Below are 16239 nucleotides of genomic sequence, written 5' to 3'. Positions count from 1 at the left end.
GAATGACACTATTTAATTTACTTATTTAAAGCACAAAAAAAGAAAAAATGGCAAAGTGAGCTCTGTTTCACTTTGCCAGTTATGGAGATATAACAATAGGAATTACAACAAATTAAAGTATTTATCAGGTTTATTGACAGGGGGAAGCGGTTTGAGATCCAGCATGTCCATTGCATTTCGCTCGATACTATTGCAAATCGCATTTAATGGCAGGTCATTCGCAGAAGTCCCAAAAGGATCTTCCAATTCTTCCGCTAATGAGTCCCACGCTAAAAAGGTATATGAAATAAATACCGAAACAAATGGGGTCATATAGTGTAAATCAACCACTAACGCAAACGGCAATAACGTACAAAATAAATACACAGTGCGCTGCAAAATCAAGGTATAAGCAAAAGGAATAGGGGTATTCGAAATACGTTCACAACCACCTAAAACGTCAGATAACGCATTAATATCTTTATTGATTGCTTGGAATAATACATCGCTAATCACTTTATTATCACGCAATTCCCCGACCTTCAGGCCAATCTGCATTAAAATACGGCTACTTGGAAATGGACTATGAATGACTTCATCAAAAATAGCGCGCGGCAGCAGCCGATATAAATCAACAATGGGGCTGGTTTTTCTTAGCTCATGTTTTAAGCTCCAACCAAATGCAATCAATAAGTGAGCGAATTCTTTTTGCGCAGCTTTGTCATTTGGTAATAATCCTTTAATATTTCTTAATATATTGCGTTGATTAATCAACAAATTAGCCCAAAGTGTTCTCGCTTCAATTAAACGGCTATAACACGCGTTATTACGAAAACCTAAAAAGATAGCGATGGCTATCCCTAATAAACTAAAAGGCGCAATAGTTAAATGAATACCTAATTGTTCGTACCATTGGTAACTCAATACGGCAACAATCGAAATCATGATATTAAGAGATAAGCGAAAGGTGATTTTTGACAGCACGGAACCGTGCCAATCGAACAACCGAAAAAACCAGTGTTGATGCGGGCGAATGACCATAATGTAATCAATAATAATTTAGCAAAACGACATAAAACTTATTATTTCATTTATCAAACTGATAATCTATAGGCCATAATTGATTAACAGTTTCCTAGTAATTTCATCTAAAGATAAAAAATAGCTGATGGACACTCTCCAGAGCAGCTATTTTTTCTATATTATTTATTCCATTGTGCTATTTCGTTTTCAGTTAGCATTAAGGGTTGCGTACTGCCAGTCTCAGCCGATTTTACCGCAGCTTCCAGAACTGCCATAACCGCCAGCGCTTGCAATGGTGTTACGGGATTAGATGCATGGCCATTCAATGCATTACGGATGCCCACATAATACTGGCTTTGGTCACCTTTTGGTGTTTGCTGCTGCTTAGGTACCAACGTCTCATCGATTAAAATAATGGAATCATTATCCAATCCCCATTCTTTATCTTGAGGAGTGATCCCTTGCAGTAATTGTTTTTCTTGTTGATCTGGCTGAGATTTTACAGCACTGCCTTTATCACCATGCACAGTGAAACGCGTAAATCCACCCGCGGCTAACATGCTGCAATGTAAAATCACTTTATGGGTTGGGTAGTTTAATAACACATGTGCCCAATCATTAATTTGACCATTATTCCTTAACGTCGCAATATTACCTTGCACAGACTGCGGCAGACCAAACAGTTGTAGTGCTTGGTCAATTAAATGTGGGCCTAAATCAAACCATAAGCCACTACCTGGTAAGTTTTGTTCACGCCAACGTACTCTTACTTCAGGGCGAAAGCGGTCGATGTGAGATTCAAAGTGCTTTATTTCACCTATCTGTTTTTGTTCAATCACATTTTTAATAGCAAGGTAATCGCTGTCCCAGCGGCGATTATGAAATACAGATAATAAAATATTGTGGGCTTTCGCAAGTTCAATCAACTCTCTTGCTTCTTGCATATCCAACGTAAATGGCTTATCAACCACCACATTTTTACCCGCTTCAATTGCTAACTTTGCCAATGGTGCATGAGTCGCATTTGGGCTTGCTATCACCACTAAGTCAATATCAGAACGAAGAATAGCCTCCTCGGGTGATGCTATCACCGTGGTGTTTGGAATATCACGTTTTACTTTTTCTTCATCACTTGAAGCGACGACAGCAAGATTCAACCCATCGACAGACCTAATTAAAGGTGCATGGAATGTTTTACCCACAAACCCATAGCCAATCAGTGCAACATTAATTTCTTTGCTCATAATCTTACCTGTTCATTAAATACTAAGAGAATTTACAGTCACCTTGCTATTAGGACTGAGTTCATCCCAACCACAATCTAAAAATAATTGGTCAATTTCGTCTAAATTAGCAACTAAATAAGGCTGACATAGGTTTAATTTCGTGCTGTCTGCAACCACCCAATGCATTTGACTATTGGCAATCATGGCGCGCTTTACATCACAATCCGCTTCCTCTGAAGCACTTAGTCCCAGCGTGGAGTGCAGTGCACAAGCGCCTAAAATGGCAATATCCGCTCTGTACCTCGCCAGCATAGATAATGTGGCACTTCCAGAAAATAACCTTTGCTGAGGATCCCACTCACCACCGAGCAAAATTAACTGGATATCGGTGCGGTCACTGAAGTGGGTCGCGATGTCCAAGGATGTGGTAATGATTTTCATCGGGCCTTGGATAAAGCTAGCAATAGCCATTACCGTACTGCCAGAATCAAGGAAAAGTGTTGAGCTCTTCGGAATCAATTTAGCAACCTGTTGCCCTAATTGTTTTTTAACCTCAGGCAATAAAATATTTCGCCCGCGACGGCTCATAACTGGCACATTGAACCCCACAGCGCCGCCATGGTTTTTTTGTGCCAAACCTTGGTTTTCTAGTTCAGTTAAATCACGCCGGATAGTATCAGCAGAAACATGCAACTGATTAGATAAGTCTGCAACACTCACCTGACCATTTTTTGCTATTATTTCAATAATATAATTCTGTCTCGCTTGTTTATGCATAACCGCAAAATCTCGCAAAATACTGCAATATGCATCATATTACCGCAATACGAAAAGAAATAAACATGAAAATAGCGCAATTATTACCGACATTTTTAATTTTATTAAATTGACATACTGTTATGTTGAATAAGAAAGGAGATTGCACATAAGAGAAAGGTCGAGATACAGTAGAAAACCGCCTATTCGGTTCTCTACTTAGCTTGAATTAAAACACTAGCTTTTTAACGATTCTAACCGTTTAATTTCATCACGTAATGCATCAATTTCGCGTTCTAACTGACGACTTTCATCTGAATAATATTTACTGTTCAGTTTTGTTGGCCCTGTAGCCCCAGAGTAATGATCATAACAACGGTTTTGTACATTAGAAATAGCACGTTGTAACCCAGCGACTCGATGACGGTTCCCATATGCTTTTGCGTATTTTAGCTGTTTTTCAAGTTGGTAAATTTTATTATCACAACCAGAGTAATTAGAACCCGCTTGGGAAGATAATGGAATAAATAGTGTTGATAAAATAATTAGCATTATCTTTTTCATTTAACTCTCCAAATATAAAAAATAAATTAAATTTTACCTATTTCATCACTTTTATATTTTATTAATATAAGCAAGCTCCTAATTTAGCTTAAGATAACAATTAAATCTAAAATAGTCACATTATAAAGCAGGATAAATGATAACATATATTTATAGTTAAGACGTCAAACAGGTCTGATCACTTTTTATGATAATTTATTACAGACAGACATAATTTTCCTTGTTACCTTACTCTCATGGACTTTTCTCTACACGGATGTAGACACTTCTTACTTCGAACGGTCATAAGCGCTAGGCTGCTTTTCAAACAGATACTTCAATTTATTCAATTAAACCTTGTCTTTTAGCTTAATTTTTTAAAATATTTATTAAGCACAAATAGCACAAAATTATTTTTATCTAAAAATAAAAAAATTCATTTAATTTGTATTTACTTAAACCTATAGGAATAAGTTTAAATCCCCCCTTATTTTCATATATTTTTTGCAGTCTCTTTATGGGCAAAGATATACTCTAGCCAAAGGTAATACTAAAGAGAGTAACCATGCACTCAACTAAATTCGAGCTCACATTTGCCAGCGCTGACGAACAACATTTTCATACAGCCTTAAAACAAGCCAGCCAAGATTATCTACAAAGCAAACACGATCACGTATATGCGAGTAAAACCGATATTGCAGTAGTCATCATCTTATTCAGTATCGCAATATTATGCTACCTACCTACGCTGTTTACCTCATCCGTATTAACTTACAGTTTATCCTATTTTATTTTTGTTCTGCTCATCATGTTCCTCAATGTCATTGGGCAACACGATGCTTGTCATAATACGTTATTTAAAAATAGTTGGAAAAACCGGGTATTTGGACGTTTAGTCACCTTACCTTTAGGGTTAGAGCCTGAATTTTGGCGAACCCGCCATGTTCACTACCACCACCATTTTGCCAATATTGAAGATTATGACTTAGACACAGAAGAAAATGGCATCTTTCGCCAAACGCCTTTTCAAAAATGGCGACCTTTCATGAAGTATCAACACATCTACTGGCCATTTATTGCGTCTTTTTCTTTAACATGGATAGCACTGGTTTTTGACTGGTCGGATAGAACAGGGAAAACACGCCTGAAAGATAAAAAGGTTTTAGCGGGAAAAAAAGGTTGGGCACTTTTTATTACTAGCAAAATTGGTCATTTACTACTGATGCTAGGCTTCCCTTTACTTTTTGCCCATGAACATGGAATAAGTTTAACCGCTATTTTTGTCACTTATATTTTAAGCCAAATGATTGCATCTATTTTTGTCATTTATTTACTTTTGGGGACGCATTGGGCTGAAACTGAATTTTTTACTGCACCAGAAGACAAACAAATTAAGCATGGTTGGTACCATCATAATTTTGTTACTGCCTGTGATTGGATACCAACACCACATTGTCTATGGCGTTTAACTGGCGGACTTAATTATCATCTCACCCATCACCTTTTCCCCAATTGGCACCATCGCCACTACCCTGCCTTGGCAAAGATTTTGGGTGAGTTAGCGACGCAACACAACATGCCTTACCGCTGCATTCGTTATAATGAATTGGTCGCAGCACAAATTCGCTTCTTAAAAAAAATGGGTGAAAAACCACACTAAATGTCGTCTCACTGTATGCATATTCTATTAATACAGTGAGGTCATTTTTCTATTTAAACAGTTACTCAACAAACTAATTATTTAAGCATTTATTAGACCTTAAAATAAATGCTTAAGGTTCATTAACCAACCATATGGTATCCTACTAAATAACCTATACCCGTATTATTTTTGGTGAATAATTAAAACAATTGATTTAATTATTGATATAAATTCAATCAAAAAACCATAATATTAATTATTTTAACATTCATTTATCACTTGTTTAATTTTCATTTATTAAGGAATTATTAAATTCACTATTGCATTCATTGATACTTCATTTAAGTTATCCAAAATATACTTCATAAAAAATAATATTTCTAATTTACACACTACATTTTATAGAATGGTTGACACTCGCATGAAAAAAGCAGAGTACATTATAAAAAAACTACGCACATTTATTATTAGTGATAAGCTTTATCTTACTAATAAATTTGCAAAAAAACTAAATTATCGCCCTGATTTTAAAACACCTAAAAGCTTCAATGAAAAGGTGAATTTTAGAATGCTGCGTGATAAAAACCCACTGTATACACAGCTTGCTGATAAACTAGCCGTCAGGAGCTACATCAGTCGAACCATTGGCGATGAGTATTTAGTTCCTATCTTAGCCACCTATCGTCATGTAAATGAAATTAATATCGATACACTTCCTGAACAATTTGTTCTTAAATGTAATCATGATAGCGGCAGCAGTGTAATTTGCCGAAACAAAGAAAAATTTGATTGGCAACATGCCAAAGATAAATTGTCATTTCATTTATTCAAAAATCTTTATTACATTACTCGCGAACGTCATTATAAAAATATTTCACCACAAATTATTTGTGAAAAATATATTGACTTATTCGCCAATAAAAATAGAAAACTCGTTCCTGAAACTTGCCGTATACATTGTTTTTCAGGTAAGCCTGTCTATGCAGAAATCGATTATACTGATGAGTCAGGTGAAGAGTTTATCAATATCTATGATATTAACTGGCAATTGCAACCCGTCACTTTTGGCTACCCAAATATGTTAGAGCCAGTATCTGAGCCACCTCTCTTTAAAGAAATGCTACGCTTGGCTGAAATTCTCGTCACACCATTCGATTATTGCCGTGCAGACTTTTTGATGTCTGATGAAAACACCTTGTATTTTAGTGAACTCACGTTTGCCCCTAATGCAGGTAGAACAGAAATATCACCATTGTCGTGGGACTTTAAATTAGGGGAGCATTGGGAACAACGCATTACCCAATCTGCGGGCTATGCGCCTCTCGAAGGTGCCTTATCAACTATCTCCGTGAATAAGAAAAAGTAACGAATAGAAAAAAGGCCCTGTGAATTCACAGAGCCTTTATAAACCATATTAACTTAAACAGTTAATTCGCCAGCACACTCGCTTTACGACGCAAGCTGGCTATTAACATATAAATTGCCGTCACGAGCAACACAATAAAGAAGAAATCCACTAACCCATTATGCTGACTTAATAATGCGCCCGCCGCGATTGGGCCCATTGCTGAACCAATGCTATAACTAAATAACATCACTTGTGTTGCAGCAACAATATAGGATGAATCCAAGTTATCACACGCTAAAGTAATCGCAACCGGGTATAACGCAAATGAAGACATTCCTAACAACGCTAATGCAACAATCATCACTAAGTAGTCGCTAGAAATATAAATAACCCCCATCGCGAATACCCCTAATAAGGAAACCATCGCTAATAACAAGGTTTTGCTCATCAAAATTGACAACTTACTGACAACAGGCTGGATCAACATACCACCCAAAATAATTGAAGCCATCAAAACCCCAACTTGGTCAGTCGTGAATTGTTCTTTCTTCAACGATAAAGGCATCAACCCATAAATCGTACCCATAGTGATACCTGAAACCATACACCCAATAATTGCAGGTTTACTTAATCGTGCAATTTTTTTCAGCGATAATTTTTGGTGTGACCCGCTATCTGGTTGCCCTTGGCGAACGAATAATGGGGGCATTACAGCTAATAACAATAAGCCCAATACAACCATAAAAGGATAAGCACCTTGGGTTCCGATAACGCCAATCGCGAGTTGCCCTAACGTTGTCCCGCCATATAATGACGTCATATAAAAGCTTAATCGCTTAGCTCGCTCTTTCGGGCTGTCACCAATCAGCAGCCAGGATTCAACCACCACAAAGATACCCGCAACCGCGATACCTGCAATTAAACGGTTTGGAAGCCAAGCTTCAATCGAAGGTGCCCACGGCAAAACCACAACCGTTGCGGCTAGCATTAATAAAAAACCAATAAAAGCGAGGCGATGACCAATTTTGGCAATCACGGGCTCAATTAGCATTGAACCAATTAATAAGCCAATGTAGTAGGCACTTGCTAACCAACCTGCGTACTGCGTATCAATTCCGAAGCTCCCCATTGATAATGGGATTAAGCTCATTAAATAACCCGATGCAATAGCAAAAATCGTTAACCCTGCAACAGGAACGAATGCATTATCGCGTTTGCGCATGATAGTAGTGGACTGATTCACGCCCCACTCTCCAACAAATAAAAATAAATAATATGCGCTGCAACTACATCGTAGAATACGACAAGGCTGTGATCTCAAAAAAGGAACACATTTCGGCGATTAGTGCAGGAGTAAAATATAAAAATAAGACTGATTTGAGCGCAATATAGAACGTTAAATCGGTAAGTTAAAATGAGAAAATCTAATGGTGACTAGTAAAATAATTTATGTGAGAAAAATCACGTTTTTTCCGAAAGAGAATTTAAATCAATATCGACCATTAAAACAAACAAAACCCTTTAAATTCATACCGATAAAAAAACAATCACTTTTCTTTTTTTGTTACAGATTGACACAACTTAAGCCAAATGGAAAAGGCCATAAAAGTACTCAATGGTAAAATAATTTATTTATTATTTAATCTTGCTATCACGCCCAATGCAAAATACCTTTTTTGCTGGCAAGAGAAATGAAAGTAACTTAATTTATACTTCTATAATGCCCTATTTAATTCATTTCGTTTTTAGTCAAAAATACTTAATAGAACATACGGTTTAATAATTTCTTTCCGCATAGTTTACCAACTAGCATTTTTCTAATGCACAAAGGCGGCGCCAAAGTGTTGTTCTGCTAATCCCTAGGTACTGAGCTACCGCTTTACGATCACCATTAAACCTTGCCATTATGTCAGTAAGTGATTCCTTACCTCTATCAATAACAACATCATTGTCATTTACTATCCACTGGCGTTCGGGAGATAAACTGATCAGCATCTCTTCAGTAATGGCCTTTTCAGGGTATGCACTACAATAAAGCGCAACTCGCTCCATTAAGTTTCGCAGCTCACGCACATTTCCTGGCCATGCATAATTTAGAAAAAAATGACGACAGCTTAAAAGCTGCTGTACCCGAAACGCAGGGAGCGGTAAAACCAAACCAGCAAAAGCCAATTTTAAAAGCCTCTGTGCGAGAAAAAGAATGTCTTCACCTCGCTCATTAAGCGCAGGTACTTGCATCCGAAGTACCCCTAAACGGTAGAATAGGTCAGCACGAAAATGCCCATTTTTCACCCAATCATCTAAATGGCAATGGGTCGCACAAATCACACGCACATTGACTTGCAAAGGTTTATAACCACCAATCCGTACCACAGAGCGCTCTTCCAGCACCCGCAAAAGTCGCGTTTGCAACGCTAATGGCATTTCGCCAATTTCATCTAAAAATAATGTGCCACCATGAGCTAGTTCAAACAACCCTGCTCTTCCCCCACGCCGTGACCCTGTAAATGCCCCCTCTTCATAACCAAATAATTCAGCTTCTAATAATGTTTCAGGGATCGCGCCACAATTAACCGCGACAAAAGGCATTTGCTGCTTACTGCGTTTGTGCTGATTAAATAATGTAAATTCATGGTGAATCGCTTGTGCCACCATTTCTTTCCCTGTTCCACTTTCGCCTTGGATCAGTACAGTAGCCTCTGAGCGTGCATATAACATAATCGTCTGTCTTACCCGTTCCATTGACAATGATGAACCAATTAAATCATTGATTGTATGGCGGACTTTTGGCGGGGTAACTGGTCGATATTTATCTGATGAATGGCGATTACGGTGAGACATTCGGCTTAACTCAATAGCATCGGAAAATGCCTGCCGTATGGTTTGAGTTGAATAGACAAAAATGCCTGTCATTCCCATTTCATCCGCTAAGTCCATAATCAACCCAGCGCCGACAACCACTGAAATCCCCATCGATTTCAAAGCCTTAAGTTGTTCTCGTGCATCTTCGGCGGTAACATAGCTACGTTGTTCAATTTGCAATGCAAAACGTTGCTGAAAATCGGTTAATGATGGAATGGTATTTTTATAATTAATAATACCAATCTTATCACTGATTTCTCGCCCCTTCGCAAGTGCTTGCATTACGTCAAATCCGTTGATATTAACGATGATAACAGGCACAGAAACATGACTTTTGAGGTAAGCACCGTTTGAGCCAGCACTAATGATAGCATCACAATGCCCTTGCTTTAGCCTCTCTCGTACCTCTTCCGCCGCCTGTTCAAATCCCAGATTTAACGGTGTAATGTCTGCTTGTTCACTAAATTCGGGGCTTATATCGCGAAAAAGTGTATATAGCCGTGAAACAGACACTGTCCAAATAATCGGTTTTTCCATCTATTTCACTCCCTCACAGTTATGTTTCAAAAAATGTTTCAATTAACAATAGCGCGTTTCAATGAAACATGCTAATCACAGATTAGAAATTTGTTTTCTTTATCACAAACCCACACAACACCCAACCAATTAATTTATAAAGATTTATTTCAAATAACCCACCTTTAGGCTAGTTGGCATGCCAATTGCTATATGATTATAGTGACCTTAAATAAAAACAATTTATTAACAATTAAGAGGCTTCTATGACATCTATTCCTGCTGGACAAAAATTCCGCGATGCTGTCGCTCAAGAATCCCCCCTTCAGTTAGTTGGGACGATTAATGCCAATCATGCCCTTCTTGCCCAACAAGCAGGCTATAAAGCGATTTATTTATCTGGTGGTGGCGTCGCGGCAGGATCATTAGGTATGCCTGACTTAGGGATCTCCACTCTAGAGGATGTGTTAATTGATATTCGTCGCATTACTGATGTCTGTGATTTACCCCTGATGGTTGATGCCGATATTGGCTTTGGCCCTTCAGCTTTTAATGTCGCTCGCACCGTCAAGTCATTTTGCAAAGCAGGTGCGGCGGGATTACACCTTGAAGACCAAGTCGGTGCGAAACGCTGTGGTCACCGACCTAATAAAGAGATTGTCTCAACACAAGAAATGGTAGATAGAATCAAAGCCGCGGTAGATGCCCGTACTGATGATAGTTTTGTGATTATGGCTCGCACAGATGCACTCGCCGTCGAAGGCCTAGATGCTGCACTTGAACGAGCTCAAGCCTATCTCGATGCAGGTGCAGACATGTTATTCCCTGAGGCTATTACTGAACTGTCTATGTACCAACAATTTACCCAAAACACCCCCGCACCTGTTCTTGCTAATCTTACAGAATTTGGCCAAACCCCATTGTTTACGTTAGATGAGCTTCGTAGTGTCGGTATCGCTATCGCACTCTATCCGCTGTCAGCTTTTCGTGCGATGAATAAAGCCGCAGAACAGGTCTACACTGCAATACGCCATGAAGGCACACAGAAAAACGTTATTCCTTTGATGCAAACACGTGATGAACTTTACCAAAGCATTCATTACTACGATTACGAACAAAAACTGGATGCCCTATTTTCGCAAAAAAAACCATAGACACACAGGCGGCACCAAGTTGAGTCTCCTCTATCCCTTACAAGGAAATTACGATGAATGAACAACTTAGTAACACCGTATCACCACAATTTAAGCCCAAAAAATCGGTGGCACTTTCAGGTGTTCCAGCGGGAAATACTGCACTTTGTACCGTAGGACGTAACGGGAATGATCTGCACTATCGTGGTTTTGATATTCATGACTTAGCCACTCAATGCGAATTCGAAGAGGTTGCACACTTACTGATACACGATAAGCTCCCCACACAAACTGAGCTCATCGCCTATAAAGCAAAACTACAAACCTATCGCGGGCTACCTGCAAGTGTGAAACAAACTTTAGAATCTGTTCCCGCAAATGCACACCCTATGGATGTCTTACGAACAGGGGTTTCGATGATGGGCTGTGTACTCCCCGAAAAAGATTCACACCCATTTTCAGGTGCCAGAGACATTGCTGACCGATTGTTAGCCTCATTAGGCTCAATGTTACTGTACTGGTATCACTTTAGTCACCATGGTCGTCGTATCGAAACGCAAACCGATGACGACTCAATAGGTGCCCATTTTTTGCATTTGTTGCATGGCAAAAAACCGCCAGCTCAATGGGAAAAATTCATGCATATTGCCGCAATTTTATATGCAGAACATGAGTTTAATGCCTCAACATTTGCCGCTCGCGTCATTGCAGGCACAGGTACCGATTTTTATTCAGCAATAACAGGCGCAATAGCCGCCTTACGAGGGCCAAAACATGGCGGCGCAAATGAGGTTTCATTAGAAATCCAGCAGCGCTATGCCTCAATGGATGAAGCCGAACGAGATATCACGGCTCGTATTCATAATAAAGAAGTCATTATTGGCTTTGGCCACCCAGTGTACACCCTTGCTGATCCACGCCATCCCATCATTAAATCCGTGGCATTGCAGCTTTCAGAACAAAATTTGAATCGCCATTTATACAGCGTTGCTGACCGTATCGAAACGGTAATGAAACGTGAAAAAGGCATGTTTCCAAATTTGGATTGGTTCTCTGCAGTGGCCTATCACTTAATGGGGGTACCAACCGCCATGTTTACCCCGCTATTTGTCATGGCGCGGACTGCAGGTTGGTCTGCCCATATTCTCGAACAAAGACAAGACAATAAAATTATTCGTCCATCGGCCAATTATATTGGGCCAGAAAATCAATTATTCACTCCAATAGAACAGCGTTAATAAAGGTAAAATAATGACAACACAAACCGTGAGTTCTCAAAAAATTGAATTTGATAAAGTTATCAGTGACATTGTTGATTATGTAATGGATTACCCAATTGTTTCTGAACTAGCTTACGATACCGCCTATCATTGCCTGCTCGATACGCTAGGCTGCGGCATGGAATCGTTAGAATACCCGGCCTGTAAAAAACTGTTAGGCCCAATAGTACCAGGAACAATTGTTCCCAATGGCACTAAAATTCCTGGCACCCAATTTCAATTAGACCCTGTTCAAGGTGCTTTTAATATTGGCACAATGTGCCGCTGGCTTGATTTTAATGATACTTGGCTCGCCGCTGAATGGGGCCACCCTTCAGATAACTTAGGTGGCATCCTTGCTACCGCCGATTGGTTATCGAGGGAAAATCTAGCTAAAGGCAAAAAACCGTTAATCATTAAAGATGTATTAACGGCTATGATTAAAGCACACGAAATTCAAGGGTGCATCGCCCTTGAAAATGCCTTTAACAAAGTCGGGCTCGACCATGTTATTTTAGTCAAAGTCGCCTCAACAGCTGTTGTCTCACAAATGTTAGGTTTAAACCGCGAACAGATCCTCAATGCTATTTCCCTAGCGTGGATTGATGGCCACAGCTTACGTACTTACCGCCATGCGCCGAATACAGGTTCAAGAAAATCATGGGCAGCAGGAGATGCAACCTCCCGTGCAGTTAGGCTCGCATTGATGGCGCAAAAAGGCGAAATGGGCTACCCAACGGCATTGACTGCCAAAACATGGGGGTTTTATGACGTTTTATTTAAGGGGCAGCCGCTTCGCTTCCAACGCCCTTATGGTTCCTATGTTATGGAAAACGTATTGTTTAAAATCGCTTTCCCCGCTGAGTTTCACTCTCAAACCGCCGTCGAAGCTGCATTACAATTACATAGAACATTAGCCGCAATGGGTAAAAGTGCCGATGATATTGCATCAATTACAATTCGCACCCATGAAGCCTGTATTCGCATTATTGATAAGAAAGGCCCACTCAATAACCCTGCTGACCGTGACCATTGCATACAATACATGGTGGCTGTGCCACTAATTTTTGGTCGACTCACCGCCGCTGACTATGAAGATAACATTGCGCAAGATAGCCGTATTGATGCGCTTCGTGCCAAAATACATTGCCATGAAGACACGCAATTTACCGCCGACTACCATGACCCAGATAAACGTTCAATTTCTAATGGATTAACCATTACGCTAAATGATGGTCACGTGTTGGATGAAGTGGTGATTGAATACCCTGTAGGCCATAAACGCCGCCGTAAAGAAGGGATGCCGTTGTTATTGAAGAAATTTAGAATTAACTTGGCAAGGCAGTTTCCTGAAGCGCAGCAGCTGCGTATTCTTCAAGCATCACTCGATAAACCCATGTTAGAAAAAATGTCCGTAAATGAATATATGGATTTATTTGTGATTTAAGCTCGTTCCACCTTTAATAATGACAAAACGCCGCTATATATTGCGATATTGCGGCGTTGCTATTTTTTAGCATCAATAAATTAAAAAATAAATTGATAGCGGGTTTGACTGGAATAAATCCGCTGTGATTCAGCAATACCCGTATATAGATCCCCCCATTCAGGGTGATTGACCGCATCAGGTGGAAACTGTGTTTCTAAAGCCACCCCTGAATATGCGGTATAAGTTTGGCTTTTTCCTGCAATAGCAAACAACTGATTACCACTATAAAGCTGCATCGCAGGCATTGTTGTGCTAATTTTCATCTGTACATCACCATCAGGCGCACCTAATGTTGCCACCGTTTGCAGCCCATCCGCCATACCGCTATTAAAGATGAACGTATGGTCATACCCACCAACCGCCGCTTGTACATCATCTTGTAAAAAATCTCGGCCAATGCGTTTGCTCGCTCGAAAATCAAAGTTCGTATCAGTGACATCCCGCCACTCCCCTGTTGGCAGCCCTTCCGCGGTTGTCGGTAAAAATGTATCAGCCGCTATCTGCAAGTCATGCTCAAATACGGTTCGAGCTGAATCTTCCCCCGCAAGGTTAAAATAGGTGTGATTCGTCAGGTTCACTGGACAATCTTCTGTTGATTGGTATTTATAATCAATAACCACTTGATTATCTTCAGTTAGTTCATAGCTAACCTCAACCAATAATGTCCCTGGAAAGCCTTGATCCCCCGCAGGCGAAACTAAAGAAAAAACCGCTTTGGATGGACTAGGCTGAATGATCCCCCAAATTCGATAGCTAAAATTGCTTTTTCCACCATGTAAACAGTGGATATTTTGATTATTGGAAACTGTATATTGATGGCCATTTAACGTAAATCGTGAGCCACAAATGCGGTTTGCAACTCGCCCGATGGTCGCACCGAGATAAACACCCTGCTCCATCTGCTTCGCCATGTTGGGTGACCCTAAAACCACATCTCGCTTCCCACTTGGTAAAGGCAATATACAGCTAACCCAGCTGGCGCCTAAACTTGTGAGTAAAACTTTCATTCCATTTTGATTAGTCAGTGCAATAACTTTTGGCGATCGGATAGCGTGACGCTGTTCTTGAGTAAACCGCATTTTTCCCTCAATATTCGACAGTAATCTATTCAGCTGAAGGGGTAAAATATTAACATTTGCTCAACCGCCCCTTCCGCGTGAACAAAAAAATTGTTCCATCCTGCAACAACAAGTTGATTTTCCACTGGTTGCCTATTGAGTGCAATAACTTATTGGCTGATATTGTTTTAATGTGACAAAAAAATAACCGAATAAGACACAAAATTCGGTTATTTTGAAAACATATTGGTAACCATTTTATTAATGCTTGATGTGTTTGTCGTAAGGGTCTAAGTGAGTCATCACATCTAAAATTTGTGGGTTTTCCATGAGTTTTTTACGTGTATTAACAGCAATATCATGCCCTTGTGTAATACTCATATTTCCATCAAGCTCTAAATGCACATCAACTAATAAAAAATCCCCTGATTTGCGGGTTTTTAAATCATGATAACCCGATAATTCGTCGATGCTATCTAGTACATCGCGGATTTCTTGTAGTGTCTCCTCATCAGCGCCTTTATCCATTAAATCTTGCATAGATTGATTGGTAAATTTAAAACCCATTCTGAAAACAAATGTCCCCACAATCATTGCAGCAAGTGGATCAAAAATACGCAGTCCACATAAATTACCCACAATACCAATAGCCACAACCAAAGAAGATGCAGCATCAGAACGTGCGTGCCATGCATTTGCAACTAACATGCTGGAATTCACTTTCTTTGCTACATACAACATATAACGGAATAATCCCTCTTTTGCGACTAATGCAACCAATGCTGCCACTAATGCAATCATATGAACTTCAGGGATCAAATCAGGATTGAGTAGCTTTTCAATGGCAGACCACACCATTCCCACTCCAACAATCAATAAAATAATCCCCAAAATCAATGATGCCCCATTTTCATAACGAAAATGTCCATAAGGGTGGTCTTCATCTGGTTTTTTGTGGCTCTTTTTATTGGCGATCAGAACAACAAAATCCGCGATTAAATCGGATAATGTGTGGATCCCATCAGCGATTAAACCTGACGAGTGAGAAAAAATACCAATAATGATCTGCCAAATAGATAGCAGCGTATTGACCAACACACTAATCAATGTGCTTTTTTTCGCCGCCTTAAATTTAGCCTGCTGAACGACAAATTCCTTGCTTGGCTGCCCTACCGCTTCATTTTTATTCATACCATCATTTCTTTAATGAAAAACAAAATAATTATCATTTAAATAAACTTTTTAAATCAATAAGTTAAATAAATACTCTGCCAATACTCGCACATTAAATGTTAAATGTCTCATGATAATTTGTAACCAGTTAGCTTGGATGAAAATGGTTATTCTTTATTTTTGATTACAAATGCGTTCATTATTTAAAATAGCGATAAATGCGCACTTAATA

Annotated in this window: 13 protein-coding genes; 5 read left to right on the top strand and 8 right to left on the bottom strand. The window is 39.4% G+C overall.

The window, feature by feature from the left end; genetic code table 11:
- Positions 1-102 precede the first annotated feature (102 nt).
- The 4 genes from ACE2AL_RS06930 to ACE2AL_RS06915 form a co-directional block, all read right to left on the bottom strand.
- Positions 103-1020: a bestrophin family protein gene (locus ACE2AL_RS06930; RefSeq protein ID WP_206082622.1), complete on the bottom strand. Its 918-nt coding sequence runs from the start codon at positions 1018-1020 to the stop codon at positions 103-105.
- 161 nt (positions 1021-1181) lie between these two features.
- Entirely contained in the window at positions 1182-2246 is a 1065-nt protein-coding gene (locus ACE2AL_RS06925) for an oxidoreductase (protein ID WP_272539143.1), read from the bottom strand.
- Positions 2247-2261: 15 nt separating this feature from the next.
- Complete coding sequence (locus ACE2AL_RS06920; protein ID WP_375084173.1) at positions 2262-3005, bottom strand: DeoR/GlpR family DNA-binding transcription regulator; 744 nt, start codon at positions 3003-3005, stop codon at positions 2262-2264.
- Positions 3006-3221: 216 nt separating this feature from the next.
- A complete protein-coding gene (locus ACE2AL_RS06915; RefSeq protein WP_272539141.1) occupies positions 3222-3548 on the bottom strand; it encodes a DUF1090 family protein in 327 nt (108 codons plus the stop codon).
- A gap of 544 nt (positions 3549-4092) precedes the next feature.
- On the opposite strand from ACE2AL_RS06915, the gene ACE2AL_RS06910 reads away from it, so the two are divergent.
- Both ACE2AL_RS06910 and ACE2AL_RS06905 read left to right on the top strand, forming a co-directional pair.
- Entirely contained in the window at positions 4093-5187 is a 1095-nt protein-coding gene (locus tag ACE2AL_RS06910; RefSeq protein WP_272681095.1) for an acyl-CoA desaturase, read from the top strand.
- 403 nt (positions 5188-5590) lie between these two features.
- Positions 5591-6535, top strand: coding sequence for an ATP-grasp fold amidoligase family protein (locus ACE2AL_RS06905; RefSeq protein ID WP_371007016.1), 945 nt, complete (start codon positions 5591-5593; stop codon positions 6533-6535).
- Between the two features lie 61 nt (positions 6536-6596).
- On the opposite strand, the gene ACE2AL_RS06900 is transcribed toward ACE2AL_RS06905, so the two are convergent.
- Both ACE2AL_RS06900 and prpR read right to left on the bottom strand, forming a co-directional pair.
- A complete protein-coding gene (locus tag ACE2AL_RS06900) occupies positions 6597-7739 on the bottom strand; it encodes an MFS transporter (RefSeq protein ID WP_206083018.1) in 1143 nt (380 codons plus the stop codon).
- 584 nt (positions 7740-8323) lie between these two features.
- Complete coding sequence (prpR, locus tag ACE2AL_RS06895; RefSeq protein ID WP_272681097.1) at positions 8324-9916, bottom strand: propionate catabolism operon regulatory protein PrpR; 1593 nt, start codon at positions 9914-9916, stop codon at positions 8324-8326.
- A gap of 245 nt (positions 9917-10161) precedes the next feature.
- On the opposite strand from prpR, the gene prpB reads away from it, so the two are divergent.
- From prpB to ACE2AL_RS06880, 3 genes are read left to right on the top strand one after another with little or no spacing between them, the layout of a single operon-like run.
- Positions 10162-11049 (top strand): methylisocitrate lyase, encoded by an 888-nt coding sequence (gene prpB, locus ACE2AL_RS06890; RefSeq protein WP_206082629.1) that lies wholly within the window; start codon positions 10162-10164, stop codon positions 11047-11049.
- Positions 11050-11102: 53 nt separating this feature from the next.
- Complete coding sequence (prpC, locus tag ACE2AL_RS06885) at positions 11103-12266, top strand: 2-methylcitrate synthase (protein ID WP_206082630.1); 1164 nt, start codon at positions 11103-11105, stop codon at positions 12264-12266.
- 13 nt (positions 12267-12279) lie between these two features.
- Complete coding sequence (locus tag ACE2AL_RS06880) at positions 12280-13734, top strand: bifunctional 2-methylcitrate dehydratase/aconitate hydratase (RefSeq protein WP_206082631.1); 1455 nt, start codon at positions 12280-12282, stop codon at positions 13732-13734.
- 80 nt (positions 13735-13814) lie between these two features.
- On the opposite strand, the gene ACE2AL_RS06875 is transcribed toward ACE2AL_RS06880, so the two are convergent.
- Entirely contained in the window at positions 13815-14855 is a 1041-nt protein-coding gene (locus ACE2AL_RS06875; RefSeq protein WP_375084172.1) for a galactose-1-epimerase, read from the bottom strand.
- Between the two features lie 240 nt (positions 14856-15095).
- Positions 15096-16025, bottom strand: coding sequence for a cation diffusion facilitator family transporter (locus ACE2AL_RS06870; protein WP_206082633.1), 930 nt, complete (start codon positions 16023-16025; stop codon positions 15096-15098).
- Between the last annotated feature and the right edge of the window lie 214 nt (positions 16026-16239).

Source organism: Providencia xihuensis (assembly GCF_041953405.1).
In the GTDB taxonomy this organism is placed as follows: Bacteria; Pseudomonadota; Gammaproteobacteria; order Enterobacterales; family Enterobacteriaceae; genus Providencia; species Providencia vermicola.
Note: the sequence above shows the minus strand (reverse complement) of the source record. Positions and strands in the feature narration are given on the sequence as shown.

Excerpts from the sequence above, each read along its gene's own strand:
- ACE2AL_RS06930 (WP_206082622.1), bottom strand. The coding sequence starts at position 1,020 with ATGGTCATTCGCCCGCATCAACACTGGTTTTTTCGGTTGTTCGATTGG.
- ACE2AL_RS06925 (WP_272539143.1), bottom strand. The coding sequence starts at position 2,246 with ATGAGCAAAGAAATTAATGTTGCACTGATTGGCTATGGGTTTGTGGGT.
- ACE2AL_RS06920 (WP_375084173.1), bottom strand. The coding sequence starts at position 3,005 with ATGCATAAACAAGCGAGACAGAATTATATTATTGAAATAATAGCAAAA.
- ACE2AL_RS06915 (WP_272539141.1), bottom strand. The coding sequence starts at position 3,548 with ATGAAAAAGATAATGCTAATTATTTTATCAACACTATTTATTCCATTA.
- ACE2AL_RS06910 (WP_272681095.1), top strand. The coding sequence starts at position 4,093 with ATGCACTCAACTAAATTCGAGCTCACATTTGCCAGCGCTGACGAACAA.
- ACE2AL_RS06905 (WP_371007016.1), top strand. The coding sequence starts at position 5,591 with ATGAAAAAAGCAGAGTACATTATAAAAAAACTACGCACATTTATTATT.
- ACE2AL_RS06900 (WP_206083018.1), bottom strand. The coding sequence starts at position 7,739 with ATGCGCAAACGCGATAATGCATTCGTTCCTGTTGCAGGGTTAACGATT.
- prpR (WP_272681097.1), bottom strand. The coding sequence starts at position 9,916 with ATGGAAAAACCGATTATTTGGACAGTGTCTGTTTCACGGCTATATACA.
- prpB (WP_206082629.1), top strand. The coding sequence starts at position 10,162 with ATGACATCTATTCCTGCTGGACAAAAATTCCGCGATGCTGTCGCTCAA.
- prpC (WP_206082630.1), top strand. The coding sequence starts at position 11,103 with ATGAATGAACAACTTAGTAACACCGTATCACCACAATTTAAGCCCAAA.
- ACE2AL_RS06880 (WP_206082631.1), top strand. The coding sequence starts at position 12,280 with ATGACAACACAAACCGTGAGTTCTCAAAAAATTGAATTTGATAAAGTT.
- ACE2AL_RS06875 (WP_375084172.1), bottom strand. The coding sequence starts at position 14,855 with ATGCGGTTTACTCAAGAACAGCGTCACGCTATCCGATCGCCAAAAGTT.
- ACE2AL_RS06870 (WP_206082633.1), bottom strand. The coding sequence starts at position 16,025 with ATGAATAAAAATGAAGCGGTAGGGCAGCCAAGCAAGGAATTTGTCGTT.